We start from the raw sequence: 14,838 nt of genomic DNA on the forward strand, positions 1-14,838 counted from the left end.
GGCCTGGCGCCGCCGCCTCAGGGGAGACGTCGCCCGAGGGGCTCACCCTCGGGAGTCCGGTCGGCGGGCGGTGGCCCGGCGGCGTCCCGACAGGCGTGCGCCGGTGCGGTGTTGATGGCGACGACCTTGGGCGCGGTCAGCTCGTCGATCGCCGCCTCGATGCCCTCCCGGCCGATGCCGGAGCGCTTGAAGCCGCCGAACGGCATCGCGTCGATCCGGAAGTCCGGGCTGGAGTTGATCAGCACCGCGCCGACCGTGAGGGCGCCCGCCACGGCCATCGCGTCCTGGAGGTCGCGGGTGAGCACGCCCGCCTGGAGGCCGGTGTCGACGGCGTTGGCCGACGCCACCGCCTCGTCGAGCGAGCGGAACGGGTCGAGCAGCACGACCGGGCCGAACACCTCCTGGGTACGCAGCCTGGCGCCCGCGGGGACGCCGGTCAGCACCGCGGGGGTGACGAAGCCGCCGCGCCGGTCGCCGCCGGTGTGCAACACCGCGCCGCCGCCGACCGCCTCGCCGATCCAGGCCGTGACGCGGGCGGCCTCGGCCTCGCTGACCAGCGGGCCCACGTCGGTCGCCGGGTCGCGTTTGCTGCCCACGACCAGCCGCGCCGCGGCCGCGCAGACCCGCTCGACCACCTCGGCGTAGCGGGACTCGGCGACCAGCACGCGCTGCACGGACAGGCAGTTCTGCCCGGCCACGCCGAACGCGCCGTCGATGACGGCCCGCGCTGCCTGCGCGGGATCGGCGTCGGCGCACACGATCAGGGCGTTGTTGCCGCCCAGCTCCATCAGCAGCTTGCGGGCCGGGCCGCCGCGCGCGATGCGGTCGGCCGTGCGAGGGCCGCCGGTGAAGGAGACGACATCGACCCGCGGGTTCCTGGTGAGGGCGGCTCCGGTGTGCCGCCCCGGCAGGGCGGCCAGGTAGTCGCCGGGGACGCCGCCGCGCAGCAGCAGATCGACGAGCGCGAGGGCGCTCAGCGGCGTCTGCGGGGCGGGCTTGAGCACCACGGGGTTGCCCGCCACCAGCGCGGGGCCCAGCTTGTGCGCGACGAGGTTGAGCGGGTCGTTGAACGGCGTGATCGCCGCGACGACGCCGAGCGGCTCGCGCGTGTACCAGCCGGTCCAGCCGTGCCCGCGGGGCGAGTTGTCGAACGGCACGGTCCTGCCGGTCAGGCCGCCCGCGGCGTCCGCGGCGAGCCGCAGGGTCTCCACGGCCCTGCGCACCTCGGCGTGCGCCTCGGTGACGGTCTTGCAGGACTCGGCGGCGATGATGGCGGCGAACCGGGGCTCCGCGGCGGCCAGCGCGGCGGCCGCGTGACCGATGGCCTCGCGGCGCCGCCACAGCGGCCAGGCGTGCCCGCGCCAGCGCGCGGCCAGGTGGGCGACGGCCCGGTCGGCCTCCTCGTCGGTGGCGTCCATGACCCGGCCCACCTCGGCGCCGTCCTCCGGGTCCCTGACGATCAGGCCGCGGCGCCCGTCCTGCCACGCGCCCTCCCAGTAGCCACCGGCCGGCGGCGCCCACACCGGCCGACCCGAGCCGAGCAGGTCACCCGTCGTCGCGGTCATGCGCCTCTCCCGTTCTCTTTCCCGGCCCTTTCCGCGGCCCTTTCCGCGGCCTCGTCTCCGGCCTCTGCTCCGGCCTCGCCGGCGAGCGCGGCGCGGGACTCGGACCAGCGGTGGCAACGCACCTGGTGCCCCCGTTCGACCTCGTGCGCGGGCGGCGGCTCGGTGCGGCAGTGGTCGGTCGCGAGGGGACATCGCGGGTGGAAACGGCAGCCGGCCGGTGGATGGATGGGCGAGGGCGGCTCGCCCGTCACCTCCGTCCCCGCGCCGGACGCGGCGGCAAGGAGCGCCAGCGTGTAGGGGTGGCGGGCGCCGTCGAACAGGTCGTCGCGGTCGGCGAGTTCGACGATCTCGCCCAGGTACATGACCGCGATGCGGTCGCCGAGGAACCGGACCACCCGCAGGTCGTGGGAGATCATGACCATGGTGAGCCGGTGCTCGCGGCGCAGCCTGCCGAGCAGGTTGAGGATGCGGGCCTGCACCGAGGCGTCGAGCGCGGAGGTCGGCTCGTCGCAGATCAGCAGCTTAGGGCCGAGCAGCAACGCCCGTGCGATGACGACGCGTTGCAGCTGACCGCCCGAGCAGGCCCCCGGGTGGCGGCCGAGGTAGCCGTCGTCGAGGCCGACCTCGGCCAGCGCCGCGGACACGGTCCCGGCCCGTTCCTCCCGGGTGCCGATGCGGTGCTGGGCGAGCACGGCGTGCATGCTCTCGCCGATCGTCATGCGCGGATCCAGGGCCGCGTGCGGGTCCTGGAACACCAGCTGCGCGGTGCGCGAGAGCCTTCTGCGGCCCGCCCCGTCCCGGACGGCGGCGTCCATGCCGTCCACGGACACCCGCCCCGAGGTGAGCGGGATCAGACCGAGCACGACCCGGGCCAGGGTGCTCTTGCCCGACCCCGACTCGCCGACGAGTCCGAGGACCTGGCCCGCCGGGACCCGGATCGTCACGCCGTCGAGCGAGTGCACGTGCTCGCGCCGTCGGCGCAGGCCGCGCCGCGGCAGCCGGAAGTGCTTGGTCGCCGCCTCGACGACGACCATGTCGGCGTCGGGGGCGTCGGGGGCGTCGGGGGCGTCGGGCGTGGCGGGCGCGGCGGCACTCATACCTGCTCCTTCGGCTGGGCGGCGTGCGACGGGGCGGCCTGGGGCGATGCCACCCAGCAGCGGGTGGTGTGGTCGGCCGAGCCGCCCCCCGAGAAGGCGAGTTCGGGCTCGGCGGCGGCGCACTGGTGCTCCAGGCGTGCCGCGTGGCTGGCGGCGCACCGCGGCTGGAACCGGCACCCGGCCGTCAGCGAGAGCGCCGGGCCCGCGTGCCCGGGGATCGCGTACAGCTCGCCGTGCTCGTCGGGCCGCAGCAGCGAGCACTCGACGAGGGCGCGGGTATAGGGGTGCTGCGGCGCGGCGAGCAGCTCGGCCGCGGGCCCCTGCTCGACGATGCGGCCCGCGTACATGACGGCGATCCGGTCGGCGATGGCGGACACCACGCGCAGGTCGTGCGAGATGAACAGCACCGACATGCCGAGCTCGGCCTTCTTGGCGGCGATGAGGCGCAGGATCTGCGCCTCGACGGTGGCGTCGAGCGCGGTGGTCGGCTCGTCGGCGATGAGCAGCCGCGGCTGTCCGGCCAGCGCGGTGGCGATCATCACCCGCTGGGCGATCCCGCCGGAGAGCTGGTGGGCGTAGGCGCGGGCCCGCCGCCGCGGCTCGGGGATGCCGACGTCGGCGAGCAGCTCGACGGTGGCCCTGCGCGCCGCGGCCCGGCTCAGCCGCCCGAACCGGCGCAGCGGCTCGGCGACGTGCGCGCCCACGGTGGCCGTGGGGTCAAGCATCCGCTTCGGCTGCTGGAACAGCATGCCGATCGTGCCGCCGCGGATCGCGTTCATCCGCCGCTCACCGGCCGCGAGCAGGTCCTCGCCCGCGACGGTCAGCGCCCCGGCCTCGGCGACCAGGGGCGCGGGCAGCAGCCGGATGAGCGCGAGCGCGGTCATGCTCTTGCCCGACCCCGACTCGCCGACCAGGGCGAGGACTTCGCCTTCGTGGATGGTGAGGGAGACGCCGTCGAGGATGCGGGTGGCCGGGTCGGCCCCGGCGCGGACGGTGAGGTTGTCGACCGTGAGCAGTGCGTTCATGCGCCCTCCTGAGGGTCCGTGGGATCCGCGTCGGCCGCGGGCTCCGCGACATCGGCCGCCGGTTCCCTGTGGTGCCGCAGGGTGTCCAACGCGTCCCCGAAGTGCTTGTCGAGCGTCCTGAGCAGGCCGGAACGATCCCCGGACGCGAGCAGGGAGAGGAGTTGCTCGTGCTCGTCCACCAGGTCCTGGCGGCCCTTGTAGGTGCCGACGAGCAGGTTGAGGCCGAGGCGGCTCTGCGCGGCCAGCGACCTGTACATCAGGGTCAGCCGTTCGCTCCCGGCCGCCTCGACGATGTGGACGTGGAAACGCAGGTCGGCGGCCGACACCTGGAGCCAGTCCTGGTGTTCCACGGCCAGCGCCAGCTGCTTGACGGCCTGTTCGAGGTTGGCGATCAGCGCGGCCGACGCGCCGCGCCGGATGAGCCGCACCAGCGCGGCCCGTTCGATCGCGGCGCGCGCGAAGTACAGGTCGTCGAGGTCGTCGGGGGTCAGCACGCGCACGCTGATGCCCTTGTGCGGGGTGCCGACGAGCAGGCCCTCCTGCACGAGGCGGTGCAGGGCCTCGCGGACCGGTCCCCTGCTGGTCTGGAAACGGGTGGCGAGCTCGACCTCGTTCATCGGCGTGCCGGGCGGGAAGCCGCCCGCCAGGATCCGCTCGCGGATCTGCGACGTGACCACGGCGGCCAGCGTGCGCTTCGGCACGCGCGCCGCCCCTGGGGTGCCGGATGTGTCCCTGGACTTGCTCACAGCTCCTTGGCCTTCCTCCGGGTGTCGATGCCCTGGCCGATCAGCGTGACCCCGAGGGCCGTCACGAAGATCGCCAGACCGGGATGGACGACCAGCCCGGGGGCCTGGGTCAGATACGGCTGCCCGTCCGCGAGCATCGACCCCCAGTCGGCGTCCGGCGGTTGCACTCCGAGGCCGAGGAACGACAGCGCGCCCACCGTGATGAGCTTGTGCCCGAAGCGCAGCGCCGCGTGCGCGAGCAGCGGGCTGAGCGCGTTGGGCAGCACATGCCGGAGGACGATGAACCGCCGGGAGCACCCCAGGGCGCGCGCCGCCTCGATGAAGTCCCGCGCGTTGATCTCCAGGGTGAGGCTTCTGGCGAGCCGGGCGAACGGCGTCCAGCCGCCGATGACCAGGGCCACGATCAGCGTGAGGTAGTTCGCGCCGAGCACCGCGACCAGGAACATCGCCACGATGATCTCGGGGAAGGCGAGCAGCACATCGGTGACCCGCATCACGAACTCGTCGAGCGCGCCGCCGCGGCGCGCGGCGACCATGCCGATGAGCGTGCCGCTCACCGCGCAGATCACCAGCGTGATCGCGGCGATCGACACCGAGAACCGCCCGCCGTCCATGATCCGGCTCAGCACGTCACGGCCCAGCTGGTCGGTGCCGAGCGGGTGGCTGCCGCTCGGGGGCGCCAGCCGTTGCGCGAGGTCCTGGGCCGCCGGGTCGTGCGGCGCCAGCCAGGGCGTCAGGAGCAGCACCAGCAGGATGGCGCCGGTCAGGAACGTGCCGACGAGCAGGCTCGGGGGCCAGCGGCGCGGGCCGGTCCCGCGTTCGGCCACGGGCGCGGCCTCGGCGCCTGGGGCGGGACCGCCGGGGTGAACGGGACCGCCGGGGCGAACGGGGTGTGCGGGGTGCGGGGTGTCAGCCAGAGACATGCGGGGCCCTCACCGTCGGGTTGACCCAGGCGTGGACGACGTCGGTCAGCGTCGTGATGAGCACGGCGAGGCCGACCAGGCTCACGATCCCGGCCTGGATGGCGGGAACGTCGTTGTTGACCACCGACTCGTAGAGCAGCCTGCCCATGCCGGGGATGGAGAAGATCACCTCGACCACCACGGACCCGCCGAGCAGACCGGCGAGCCACAGCGAGAAGAGCGTGAGCACGGGCAGCAGGGCGTTGCGCACGCCGTGCCGGAGCATCGTGGCCCCGAAGCCCAGGCCCCGGGCCCGGGCCGCGGTGATGTGCGGCGACCCCAGCACGTCGATCATGGACGCCCGCGTCACCTGCGTGAAGTAGCTCATCGGGCGCAGCGCCAGGGTCAGGCACGGCAGCACCATCGACGCCGGTCCCTCCCAGCCCGCGGAGGGCAGCACGCCCAGCTGGAGGGAGAACACCAGGACGAGCACCGGGGCCAGCCAGTACTCGGGGACGGCGACGAACGCCTGCGTCACGGTCGTGATCGCGGTGTCGACCGGGGTGCCGCGCCGGACCGCGGCGAGCGAACCCAGCGGCACCGCCACGAGCAGCGCGAGCAGCAGCGTGCTGATCGCGAGCACGGCCGTCACCGTCAGCGCGCCGCCGAGCATGTCGACGACCGGGGTCCTGCTGGTGTACGACAGGCCCAGGTCGCCGCGCAGCGCGCCGCCGAGCCAGTCCCCGTACTGCACGAGCAGCGGCCGGTCGAGGCCGTAGGTCTCCCGCAGGCCCGCCAGCGCCTCGGGGTCGGCGTCCAGGTCGCCGACCCTGGCCCGCAGGATCTTCCGCGCCGGGTCACCCGGGGTCAGATAGGGGATGAGGAACACCACGAACGACACCACGAAGAGGGTGACGGCCAGCACCATCAGCCGTTTGACGAGGAAGGTCATCTCGGGCCCGCCCTTCGCGTCAGCTGACGGCGTCGAGGAACTTGTAGAAGGCCCCGGCCGGCGGCAGGAACCACGGTGGCCCCACATGCCCGGGCACGGCGCGGAACGCCAGGTCGCGCCAGGGGTTGGCCGCCTGCTCCCCGGCGAGCACGCGCGCGAGCACCTTCCCCATGTGGGTGGCCATCTGCACCCCGTGCCCGCTGTAGCCGACGGAGTAGAACACGCCGTCGCGCTCCCCCGCGTGCACCATCCGGTCGAGCGTCATGTCGACAAGGCCGCCCCAGCAGTAGTCGACCCGCGTGCCGGTCAGGACGGGGAAGACGTCCGTCATGGCGCGCGTCAGGATGCGTCCGCTGCGCATCCCGCGGTCGTGGTGGGAGCCGGAGAACCGCGCCCGGCCGCCGAACAGCAGCCGGTTGTCGGGGGTGATCCTGAAGTAGTACAGCAGGTGCTTGCTGTCCGAGGCGACGCGTCGGCGGGGCAGCAGCTCGTCGGCGACGCCACGGGGCAGTGGCTCGGTGACGATGATGAAGCTGCCGACCGGCACGATCCTGCGGCGCAGCCACGGGGTCAGGCCTCCGGTGTAGCCGCTGGTGGCGACCACCACCTGGTCGGCGCGGATCGTGCCGCGGTCGGTGCGCACGTCATGCGCGTGAGGGCCGCGCCTGACGAGCTCCCTGACGCGGGCCTCCTCGTGCAGGGACACGCCGCGGGCCGCCGCGGCGCCGGCGAGACCGGCCGTCAGCCGCCCCACGTGCACCCCGGCGCCGAGCGGGTCCACCATGGCGCCGTGGTAGTAGGAGCTGCCGATCTCCTCGCGGATGCGGGACGGCGGCACCAGGCGCACCTCCTGCCCCGCGAGCGAGCCCATGAGCTCGGCCGAGGCCGCGAACTCCCGGTAGTGCGCGGGCTTGCAGGCCAGCGTCAGCTTGCCCGACCGTTCGAAGTCGCAGTCGATGCCCTCGTGCGCCACCAGCTCCTCGACGGTGTCGATCGCGTCGTTGTAGGCGCGGAACATCGCGGTGGCGGGTCCCTCGCCGTAACGCCGCACGGCGGTGGCGAACGAGATCGCGAGGCCTGTGGTGGCCATGCCGCCGTTGCGGCCCGAGGCGCCCCAGCCGACGGTGTGCGCGTCCACCAGCGCGACGTCCGCCCCGCGCCGCGCGAGGTGCACGGCCGTGGACAGCCCGGTCAGGCCCGCGCCGACGACGACGACGTCGGCGCGGGACGGCAGTTCGCTGCGCCGGAAGTCCCCCGCGGGTTCGGCGGTGTCCAGCCAGTACGAGACGAGCTTCACGGGTTCTCCCCAGTTCTGACGGAGTCGGGGCGTCACAGGCCCAGCAGCGCGGGCAGGCCGGCCAGGTCCTCGGTCTCGGCGTACTCGTAGAACGGCACGGAGGGGTCGTAGCCGCGGTTGACGTAGACCTTGTGCCTGATCCGCAGCTCATGGGCGGGGATCAGGTCGTACCAGATGTGCGAGGAGACGTGCAGGATCTCGTCGCGACCCACGTCGAGCTGGTCGAGCAGGTACTCGAACGCCTGGTACCTGGGCTTGTACGCGCGGGCCTGCTCCGCGGTGAACACCCGGTGGAAGTCGGCGCCGAGCTGGTCCACGTTGTTCTTGAGCATGGCGTCGGCGGCGTTGGAGAGGATCACCAGCGGGTAGGCGGCGGACAGCGTGGCCAGCGCCGCGGGGACCTCGGGGTGCGGGCCCCAGGAGCCGACCGCGTCGACGATCGCGTCGGCGTCCGACGCCCGGTACTGGATGCGCCAGCGGTTGCAGACGCGCTGCCAGGAGTCGCGCAGCACCCGCTGGTAGGGCTTGTAGGGGCCGAGCACCTCGTCGAGGCGGTAGGCGCGGAAGTCCTTGATGAAGACCGGCACTTCGTCGGGGGCGACGCGGTCCTCGATGAGCGGCAGCACGGCCGGGGTCATCTGGAAGTCGGTGAGGGTGCCGTAGCAGTCGAAAGTGATGAACTTCGGGGTGAATCCGGTCAGTCGCATGTCGCGTGATCTCCTCGCGCTTCTTGTCCTCGCGTCGTTCTCGCGTCGTTCTCGGGCTGTCCTCGCGCTGTCCTCGGACCGCTCGGCGGCTACGAACGGCCCAGGGTCACGTCGGCGGTGACGGCGTAGCGGGCGAGCGGGTCGTCGACGAAGCCGCTGACGGACGTCCGGTGCGCCGCGTAGGTCTGCTCGTGCACGATGAACGCGGTGATGGCCTCGTCCTGGAGGTGCCGCGCGACATCCCCGTACACGGTGGCGCGGTCCTCCGGGGCGTCCATGGTGTTCGCCGAGCTCAGCAGCTCGTCGATGTCCTGGTCGCAGTGCTGGCTGATGTTGTAGCTGCCCGCGCAGCTGTAGTCGGAGGTCAGATAGCCCAGCGGGTCGGCGATGTCGGTGAGGTGGTTGCGGGACAGCAGCGCGAAGTCGAAGTCGCCCTCGAGCAGCGACGGTTCGATCGCGGAGTAGTTGCTCGACCGCACCTCGACGTCGATCCCGATCGCCTCGAGATCGGCCTGGACGACCGCGGCGAGGTCGGCGAACTCCGGGCGCTCGGTGTAGGCGAGCAGGGTCAGGCTCAGCTCGCCCGGCTCGTATCCGGCCTCGGCGAGCAGCCGTTCGGCGGCCGCCGGGTCCCGCGTCGGCGCCACCGCGTCCTCCGGGGCCCAGAGTTCGCCGGGGGCGAAGGGCCCGACGGCGGGCTGGGCGCCGCCCGCGTAGACGCCCGACGCCATGGCGTCGAGGTCGAGCGCGGCCTGGACGGCTCGGCGCGCCGCGAGATCGTCGAACGGCGCGCGGGCGAGGTTGAAGTACAGGCCCGTGGTGCGCGGCGTGAACTCCTCGGTGACCTCGACATCGTCGTCGTCGCGCAGGTCGGCCAGGCTGGTCACCGGGACGCCGAGCGCTATCTGGGACTCGCCGGTCTGCACCTGGGTGGCGCGGGTCGCCCCCTCGGCGATGAACCTGGCCTCCACGTGGGCGATCTCGGCCGGCTCACCCCAGTAGTCCTCGTTGCGCTCCAGTGAGATCGACTGGCCCGCGACCTGGGACACCGGGGTGAACGGGCCCGTGCAGTGCCCGATGGGGTCGATCCCCTGGTCGCCGTAGGCGGCCCGGGCCAGGATCCCGGTGTTGCCGCTGGCCAGCCGGTACGGCAGCAGCGCGCTCGGCTCCGGCGTGGTGATCGACAGCGTGGCGTCGTCGACGGCCTCGACCGCGGAGACCGACTCGGGGGTGAACGCGCGTGGCGGGGTGTCGGCGTCGAGTACGTGCCGGAGCGACCGCGCGACCGCGTCCGCGGTGAGGTCCGTGCCGTCCTGGAAGGTGACGCCGTCGCGCAGCGTGAACTCCCAGACGGTGGGGGCTGTTTGCCGCCACTCGGTGGCCAGCGCGGGGCGCAGGGCGCCTGCTTCGTCGTCGTAGGTGAGCAGCGTTTCCAGGCAGCCCACCTGGGTGAGCACCAGCGCGTCGTCGGTCTCGAGGGCGTAGTTGGCGCGGGGCGTGAACTGGAGGCTGACCGTCAGCGTCTGTTCGTCGCCGTCGGAGGATGAGGCCGTGCCGCCGTCGAAGGTGCCGCACGCGGCGAGCGTGAGCGCGGCCGACACGGTGAGTGCCATGGCAGGAAGGGATCGAACGTTTCTCATGCGGACCGCCAAGGGGCCGGGGGCGGAGAGGGTGAAGGAGGACGAGAGGCCGCGTCGGTGCGGGCCAGGTCGTCGGACCGGGATGCGGTGCGGGCGCATGAGTGGCCCGGGAAGAGCGAGGGCGAGGCGGGCTCGCCGACGATGCGGGCCATCCTGGAGGGCCCTTGCGGAGATTGTCAACAACTCTGCGTCAGAAAGTGATCGTTGACGATTCCCAGGCGGTAGGCGGAGGGCATTCTCGGGGTAAATCCCCAGGTGGGAGCGGGTTCTTGGGGATCGCCGGCGGCATGGGTTTCCGTCGTGTCACCGATTTCCCGGGATTGTTAACAGTGGCGACATCGCGGAGCGGGATCGCTCCTGGCGGTTGAGCGCGACGCCGGGCATCAGTAATGTGTCTCGTGAAACATCACGAGCTGGACGCTCTCGCGCGCCCCTCCAGAGACGGGAACTCGGGCCAGATGAGTAACGAAGAACCCGGCGGCCACCGGCACGACGACCCGGCATCCGGGCACGGCCACGACCATGGGCACGACCACGGGCACGGGGATGACCACGGCCATGACCACGGGCACGGCCATGACCACGGGCATGACCACGACCACGAGCACGGGCACGGCCTGTGGGCCAAGCTCAAGCACGCGGTGGTCCCGCATTCGCACGACGCCAACGAGGCCATCCAGACCGCCGAAGAGGCCACGGGCCAGGGCATCCGCACCGCGTGGATCGGCCTGGCGGGCATGATGGCGACCGCGATCCTCCAGATCGTGATCGTCGCCGTCTCCGGATCGATCGCCCTGCTCGCCGACACCGTGCACAACCTCGGCCACGCGGTCACCACCATCCCCCTCGTGATCGCCTTCCGGCTCGGCCGACGGGCCGCCAACGCCCGTTACCCCTATGGATACCGGCGCGCCGAGGACCTGGTCGGGGTGTTCATCGGCCTGGTCATCGCGGCATCGGTGGTGCTGATCATCTGGGAGTCGGTCGACGCCCTGATCAACCCCAGGCCGCTCACCAACCTGGCCTGGGTCTTCGCCGCGGGCATCGTCGGCGCCGCGGGCAACGAGATCGTGGCCGTCTACCGCATCCGCACAGGCCGCAGGATCGGCTCGGCCGCCCTGATCGCCGAGGGGCAGCACGCGCGCGCCGACGGGCTCAGCTCCGTCGCCGTCGTCGTCGGCGTCCTCGGCGTGTGGCTGGGCTTCGAGCGGGCGGACGCCATCTTCGGCCTGCTCATCGGCCTGCTGGTGCTCGGCATCCTGGTCAACACCATGGTCACGGTGTGCCGCCGCCTCATGGACGGGGTCGAGCCAGGCCTCGTCGACGCCATGACAGGGACGGTCGCCTCCGTGGACGGAGTCGTGGCCGTCGACCGCGTCCGCGCCCGCTGGAGCGGACACCGCCTGGAGGCCGAGGTGGACATCGCCGTCGCCGGTGAGCTGAGCGTGCTCGAAGGACACCGGCTCGCCGACCGCGTCGAGCACGAGCTGCTGCACGCGACGCCCCACCTGGGATCCGCCGTTGTCCACCTGCACCCCGTCGTCGGCGGCGAACGCCCCGCCGACCTGCACGAGCTGGCAGGCCATCACGCCAGCGCCGAGGCCCGCGCCGCCTACCGCGCCAAGGTCGCCCTGCGGTCGTAGCGCGCGCCCCGCCGTCCACGCGAACGGGAGGTACGGTTCCATGTCGGACACCCACACCCCTGGCCACCACCCTCACCACGACCGGCGGGACCCGGGTTTCCACGTCCGGGAGCTGACCGCGGCCGACATCCCCGAGGCCAGGGCGCTGATGCTGCGCACCGTCGCCGAGGACTTCGGCGACCCCTACGACCCGATCGTGCACGCCGACGTCGACGACATGGCCGGGTGGTACCTCACGCCGCGGGGGCCGTTCGTGCTCGTCGCCGCCGACCCGACCACCGGCGCCCTGCTCGCCACCGCGGGCATCAGGGGCGGCGCGCTCAAGGAGGGGCTGAGCCCGCCGCACCTCGTCGAGCGCTACCGCGACGGCCGCACCGGCCAGCTCGTCCGGGTGTACGTCCTGCGCGAGCACCGGCGGCGCGGCATCGCCAGGATCCTGATCGACGAGGTCCTCGGCCGCGCCCGGCGCGAGGCCCACTACCGCACCATCGCGCTGCACACGTTCCCGCACTCGCCCGGCGCGCTGCCGTTCTGGCGCTCCATGGGCGCGGAGGTGGTCGAGGACGACACCGAAGGAATATCGCGGGCGCTGTTCATGGAGATCCCCACCAGCAGAAACGAGGAACCCCGGCATGAGCAAAAGGCGTGACGTCTTCATCTTCGTCGCCGAGCCCGGCAAGGCCGACGAGGCCCAGACCTACCTCGGCGCATGGCTCCGTTCCCTGGAAGGACACCCCGGCTATCTCGGCGGCTCGGTGCTCCAGGAGGTGGCCGGTGAGCTGCTGCCCGGCACGCTCGTGCTGATCATGGAGTTCGCCTCCACCGATGACGCCCGCGCGCTGTGGCCGAAGATCGAGAACACCGTCAACCCCCTCTACCCGGACGACAAGTCCGACACCTCTCCCGACCAGGGCACCGCTTTCTTCGACGGCACCCGCGACGCCCTCGCGAACGGCACGCCGCTGCCGCTCAGGTTCACCCGGGGCAACGGCCTGCTGGCGCGGATGCTGCACATCCACGCCGCGGAAGTCGATGCGTTCGCCCCGGTGGCCTGAGGAGGGCGGCGAGGATGAACCGGTACGCCGACGCCGATGTCGCCGTGGTCGGCCTCGGCGCGATCGGATCGATGGCCGCCTGGCGGCTGGCGCTGCGCGGCCACACCGTGCACGGCTACGAGCGGTTCGGCATCGGGCACGACCGGGGCGCCTACTCAGGACAGACCCGGCGCTTCTCCGTGCAGAGCCAGCGTGAGCCCCGGCTCACCCCGCTCGCGCTCCGGGCCCTCGACCTGTGGCGCGAGCTGGAGCGCGACACCGGGCAGCGCCTGCTGCACCTCGTCGGCGGCCTCATCCTCGGCCCGGGCGACACCCCGGCGCTCACCGCCGCCCGCGCCTCGGCGCGGGCGGCGGGGCTCGACCACGAGACCCTCGACGCCGCGGAGTTGGCGCGCAGGTACCCGCAGCACCTGGTCCGCCCGGGCGACAGCGCGGTGTTCGACCCCCACGCCGGGTACCTCCGCCCCGAACCCGCCGTCGTCGGCGCCGTCCGGCGGGCCGAGGAGCTGGGCTCGACCGTCTTCGACCGCACCCGGGTCCGGTCGCTCGAGCCCGACGCCGACGGCGTCGTCGTCAGGACCGAGCACGGCGCCCGCCGTTACGCCCACGTCGTCGTCGCCCCCGGCGCGCGCGTCCGCGACGTCCACCCCGCGGCCCGGGCGACCGTGCTGCCGCGGCGGCTCGTCCAGGGCTGGTACCTGCCCGAGGACGTGCGCCACTACCTGCCCGGCACGTTCCCCGTCTTCGACCGCGTCGGCGACGTCACCGCCTATGGCTTCCCGACCGTCGACGGCGCCACCGTCAAGATCGGGATCTACACGGCCGGGCACCCGGTGGTCCACGACACCGACCATGTGCCGCTGACCGTGGGCCGCGGCCTGCTCGACCACTTCCACGCCACCGTGTCCGGCTACTTCCCCGGGCTGCACCCCGACCCGGTCGCCACCACCGTCGGCGTCGAGGGCTACACGACCGACGGGCAGCCGCTGCTCGGCCCGGCGCCCGGCACCCGGCGGATCCTGCTCGCCTGCGGTTTCTCGGGGGCGGGCTTCAAGTTCGCGCCGGCGATCGGCGACGTGCTCGCCGACCTCGTCGGCGACGGCGGCACCGCCCGCGACGTGGGCTTCCTCGCCCCCGACCGCGCCCTGGCCGCCTGGCCCCCCGAGGCCCTGACACCGGCGTGAGCACGGGGGCGCTGCGGTAGGATCGACGGGTCTTCACCGGCAGAGGGACTGACAGAGGGCTGGACGGCAGAGGTGGACGGCTGATGACGGCCTCGGTGCACAGCGCCGGTCAGCGTGCCACCGCGACCGACAGCGCCCACCAGCACCTCAAGCACCTCATCCTGACCGGCGAGCTGGCGCCCGGCGAGGAGCTGCGCGAGGTGGCGCTCAGCGAATCCACCGGCTTCGGCCGGTCCCCGGTGCGGGAGGCGCTGCGCCGCCTGGTGCAGGAGGGCTTCGTCGAGGTGCGGCCCCGCCAGGGCTACCGCGTCGCCACCGTCACGCTGGCCAGCGTCCGCGACCTGTTCGAGATGCGCCTGCTCCTGGAGCCCACGGCGGTCGAGCTGGCCGCGCGGCGGGCGCCGCGGGAGGAGCTCGAGGCGCTGCACGCGCTGGCCCACCGGACCTATGTGCCGGGCGACACGGCGAGCTACGAGGCGTTCCTCCAGGACAACCGGGAGTTCCACGTCCGCATCGCCCGCGCCAGCGGCAACGAGCGGCTCGCCCGCACCCTCCAGGTCCTGCTCGAGGAGATGCAGCGGCTGTTCTTCATCGGCCTCGGCGACCGCGACAGCGCGTCGGAGATGATGCACGAGCACCACGACCTGCACGACGCGCTGCTCGCCAGGGACGGCGACCGCGCCCGCGCCATCGTGATCGCGCAGATCGAGACCACCCGCGGCCGGGTGCTCGAGGGCCTGATCACCCGCAGCGACCACCCGCACCGCACCGCCGTCGGCGTCGTCCTGACCGATACACGACCCCGCCACGCCTGATCCCGTCACGCCTGAGCCCGGTCCGCGGTGCCGCCGAGGCGGGTCGACCCGGCGGCTCGGGCGGTGTGGGCGGCGTCACGCGTCGGCGCGCGGTCCGGCGTGCGGACGCCGGTTGACAGCGCCGACCGGCCGATCGCATGCTATGCCCGCAGGTCACAAGCGCCAGCGCACGGCCGCCCGTCGAACGGCGTGGTGGCAGTCCGGGCGGCC

14 protein-coding genes are annotated in these 14,838 nt (G+C 73.2%); 5 read left to right on the forward strand and 9 right to left on the reverse strand.

The features are described 5' to 3' along the window. Positions 1 to 17 precede the first annotated feature (17 nt). The 9 genes from D7318_RS00230 to D7318_RS00270 all read right to left on the reverse strand — a co-directional run bounded on the left by D7318_RS00230 (position 18) and on the right by D7318_RS00270 (position 9,904). Positions 18 to 1,565, reverse strand: coding sequence for an aldehyde dehydrogenase family protein (locus tag D7318_RS00230; protein WP_120694752.1), 1,548 nt, complete (start codon positions 1,563 to 1,565; stop codon positions 18 to 20). Next, positions 1,562 to 2,662, reverse strand: coding sequence for an oligopeptide/dipeptide ABC transporter ATP-binding protein (locus D7318_RS00235; protein WP_120694753.1), 1,101 nt, complete (start codon positions 2,660 to 2,662; stop codon positions 1,562 to 1,564). Before D7318_RS00235 ends, D7318_RS00230 begins: the two co-directional genes overlap by 4 nt. Beyond that, a complete protein-coding gene (locus tag D7318_RS00240) occupies positions 2,659 to 3,687 on the reverse strand; it encodes an ABC transporter ATP-binding protein (RefSeq protein WP_120694754.1) in 1,029 nt (342 codons plus the stop codon). The genes D7318_RS00235 and D7318_RS00240 overlap by 4 nt, the downstream gene beginning before the upstream one ends. Further along, the gene (locus D7318_RS00245) at positions 3,684 to 4,433 is read right to left on the reverse strand and encodes a GntR family transcriptional regulator (RefSeq protein ID WP_120694755.1); all 750 of its coding nucleotides are present in this window, start codon (positions 4,431 to 4,433) and stop codon (positions 3,684 to 3,686) included. The genes D7318_RS00240 and D7318_RS00245 overlap by 4 nt, the downstream gene beginning before the upstream one ends. Continuing rightward, entirely contained in the window at positions 4,430 to 5,356 is a 927-nt protein-coding gene (locus D7318_RS00250; RefSeq protein ID WP_120694756.1) for an ABC transporter permease, read from the reverse strand. The genes D7318_RS00245 and D7318_RS00250 overlap by 4 nt, the downstream gene beginning before the upstream one ends. Next, positions 5,343 to 6,287 (reverse strand): ABC transporter permease, encoded by a 945-nt coding sequence (locus D7318_RS00255; RefSeq protein ID WP_120694757.1) that lies wholly within the window; start codon positions 6,285 to 6,287, stop codon positions 5,343 to 5,345. The genes D7318_RS00250 and D7318_RS00255 overlap by 14 nt, the downstream gene beginning before the upstream one ends. 19 nt (positions 6,288 to 6,306) lie before the next feature. Further along, entirely contained in the window at positions 6,307 to 7,584 is a 1,278-nt protein-coding gene (locus D7318_RS00260; protein ID WP_120694758.1) for an NAD(P)/FAD-dependent oxidoreductase, read from the reverse strand. 32 nt (positions 7,585 to 7,616) lie between these two features. Further along, positions 7,617 to 8,291 (reverse strand): haloacid dehalogenase type II, encoded by a 675-nt coding sequence (locus D7318_RS00265; RefSeq protein WP_120694759.1) that lies wholly within the window; start codon positions 8,289 to 8,291, stop codon positions 7,617 to 7,619. A gap of 89 nt (positions 8,292 to 8,380) precedes the next feature. Then, complete coding sequence (locus D7318_RS00270) at positions 8,381 to 9,904, reverse strand: ABC transporter substrate-binding protein (RefSeq protein WP_220729454.1); 1,524 nt, start codon at positions 9,902 to 9,904, stop codon at positions 8,381 to 8,383. Positions 9,905 to 10,389: 485 nt separating this feature from the next. Here D7318_RS00270 and D7318_RS00275 point away from each other — a divergent pair, with 485 nt between their 5' ends. From D7318_RS00275 to D7318_RS00295, 5 genes are all read left to right on the forward strand, one after another. Beyond that, positions 10,390 to 11,574, forward strand: a complete 1,185-nt coding sequence (locus D7318_RS00275; RefSeq protein ID WP_120694760.1) for a cation diffusion facilitator family transporter — start codon at positions 10,390 to 10,392, stop codon at positions 11,572 to 11,574. A gap of 40 nt (positions 11,575 to 11,614) precedes the next feature. Then, a complete protein-coding gene (locus tag D7318_RS00280; protein ID WP_120694761.1) occupies positions 11,615 to 12,223 on the forward strand; it encodes a GNAT family N-acetyltransferase in 609 nt (202 codons plus the stop codon). After that, a complete protein-coding gene (locus tag D7318_RS00285; protein ID WP_120694762.1) occupies positions 12,207 to 12,629 on the forward strand; it encodes a hypothetical protein in 423 nt (140 codons plus the stop codon). Before D7318_RS00280 ends, D7318_RS00285 begins: the two co-directional genes overlap by 17 nt. Positions 12,630 to 12,643: 14 nt before the next feature. Further along, positions 12,644 to 13,813 carry an N-methyl-L-tryptophan oxidase gene (gene solA, locus D7318_RS00290; RefSeq protein ID WP_120694763.1) on the forward strand — a complete coding sequence of 390 codons (1,170 nt, stop codon included), beginning with the start codon at positions 12,644 to 12,646 and terminating at the stop codon, positions 13,811 to 13,813. Between the two features lie 83 nt (positions 13,814 to 13,896). Further along, positions 13,897 to 14,628, forward strand: a complete 732-nt coding sequence (locus D7318_RS00295; protein WP_120694764.1) for a GntR family transcriptional regulator — start codon at positions 13,897 to 13,899, stop codon at positions 14,626 to 14,628. Positions 14,629 to 14,838 lie beyond the last annotated feature (210 nt).

Origin of the sequence: Streptomyces radicis (genome assembly GCF_003626575.1) — a bacterium.
Taxonomy (GTDB): domain Bacteria; phylum Actinomycetota; class Actinomycetes; order Streptomycetales; family Streptomycetaceae; genus Streptomyces; species Streptomyces radicis.

What these genes read in the sequence shown, in the direction of transcription:
- D7318_RS00230 (WP_120694752.1), bottom strand. Translation starts at nt 1,565, where the DNA reads ATGACCGCGACGACGGGTGACCTGCTCGGCTCGGGTCGGCCGGTGTGG.
- D7318_RS00235 (WP_120694753.1), bottom strand. Translation starts at nt 2,662, where the DNA reads ATGAGTGCCGCCGCGCCCGCCACGCCCGACGCCCCCGACGCCCCCGAC.
- D7318_RS00240 (WP_120694754.1), bottom strand. Translation starts at nt 3,687, where the DNA reads ATGAACGCACTGCTCACGGTCGACAACCTCACCGTCCGCGCCGGGGCC.
- D7318_RS00250 (WP_120694756.1), bottom strand. Translation starts at nt 5,356, where the DNA reads ATGTCTCTGGCTGACACCCCGCACCCCGCACACCCCGTTCGCCCCGGC.
- D7318_RS00255 (WP_120694757.1), bottom strand. Translation starts at nt 6,287, where the DNA reads ATGACCTTCCTCGTCAAACGGCTGATGGTGCTGGCCGTCACCCTCTTC.
- D7318_RS00265 (WP_120694759.1), bottom strand. Translation starts at nt 8,291, where the DNA reads ATGCGACTGACCGGATTCACCCCGAAGTTCATCACTTTCGACTGCTAC.
- D7318_RS00270 (WP_220729454.1), bottom strand. Translation starts at nt 9,904, where the DNA reads ATGGCACTCACCGTGTCGGCCGCGCTCACGCTCGCCGCGTGCGGCACC.
- D7318_RS00275 (WP_120694760.1), top strand. Translation starts at nt 10,390, where the DNA reads ATGAGTAACGAAGAACCCGGCGGCCACCGGCACGACGACCCGGCATCC.
- D7318_RS00280 (WP_120694761.1), top strand. Translation starts at nt 11,615, where the DNA reads ATGTCGGACACCCACACCCCTGGCCACCACCCTCACCACGACCGGCGG.
- D7318_RS00285 (WP_120694762.1), top strand. Translation starts at nt 12,207, where the DNA reads ATGAGCAAAAGGCGTGACGTCTTCATCTTCGTCGCCGAGCCCGGCAAG.
- solA (WP_120694763.1), top strand. Translation starts at nt 12,644, where the DNA reads ATGAACCGGTACGCCGACGCCGATGTCGCCGTGGTCGGCCTCGGCGCG.
- D7318_RS00295 (WP_120694764.1), top strand. Translation starts at nt 13,897, where the DNA reads ATGACGGCCTCGGTGCACAGCGCCGGTCAGCGTGCCACCGCGACCGAC.